We start from the raw sequence: 1,136 nt of genomic DNA on the forward strand, positions 1-1,136 counted from the left end.
GAAGGATAAAAATGGCGGGGTGAGTTCTCAGGGCGTACAGCTCCCTGCACCACTAGCAGTGGTTGCCAGCCAAGTTACTGAAGGCCAACAGCAAGAAGTCACTAAATTATTGGAGTCGGTCACCCGCGGCGCGGCAGGATCTCAACTGATATCAAATTATGTTTCAGTGCTAACGAAGTTTACGCTTGCTTCACCTGATACATTTGAGATTGAGTTAGGTAAGCTAGTTTCTAATTTAGAAGAAGTACGCAAAGACATAAAAATCGCTGATATTCAGCGTCTTCATGAACAAAACATGAAGAAAATTGAAGAGAATCAAGAGAAAATCAAAGAAACAGAAGAGAATGCCAAGCAAGTCAAGAAATCCGGCATCGCATCAAAGATTTTTGGCTGGCTCAGCGCCATAGCCTCAGTGATTGTCGGTGCCATCATGGTGGCCTCAGGGGTAGGAGCCGTTGCCGGTGCAATGATGGTTGCCTCAGGCGTAATTGGGATGGCGAATATGGCAGTGAAACAAGCGGCGGAAGATGGCCTGATATCCCAAGAGGCAATGAAAATATTAGGGCCGATACTCACTGCGATTGAAGTCGCATTGACTGTAGTTTCAACCGTAATGACCTTTGGCGGTTCGGCACTAAAATGCCTGGCTAATATTGGCGCAAAACTCGGTGCTAACACCGCAAGTCTTGTGGCTAAAGGAGCCGAGTTTTCGGCCAAAGTTGCCCAAATTTCGACAGGCATATCAAACACTGTCGGGAGTGCAGTGACTAAATTAGGGGGCAGTTTTGCTGGTTTAACAATGAGCCATGCAATCCGTACAGGATCACAGGCAACACAAGTCGCCGTTGGTGTGGGCAGCGGAATAACTCAGACCATCAATAATAAAAAGCAAGCTGATTTACAACATAATAACGCTGATTTGGCCTTGAACAAGGCAGACATGGCAGCGTTACAAAGTATTATTGACCGACTCAAAGAAGAGTTATCCCATTTGTCAGAGTCACATCAACAAGTGATGGAACTGATTTTCCAGATGATTAATGCAAAAGGTGACATGCTGCATAATTTGGCCGGCAGACCACATACTGTTTAAGTTTAAGGAGGAATAACCATGACAATAAATATCAAGACAGACA

The 1,136-nt window shown here is 45.1% G+C and carries 1 protein-coding gene; it reads left to right on the plus strand.

Annotated elements, in window-relative coordinates; all coding sequences use genetic code 11:
• Positions 1-1,093 (plus strand): type III secretion system translocon subunit YopB (gene yopB / locus ACS8YF_RS19565; protein ID WP_440851766.1); only part of this gene is annotated, 1,093 nt, incomplete at its 5' end.
• Between the last annotated feature and the right edge of the window lie 43 nt (positions 1,094-1,136).

The organism is Salinisphaera sp. SWV1, assembly GCF_052044155.1.
GTDB lineage: Bacteria > Pseudomonadota > Gammaproteobacteria > Nevskiales > Salinisphaeraceae > Salinisphaera.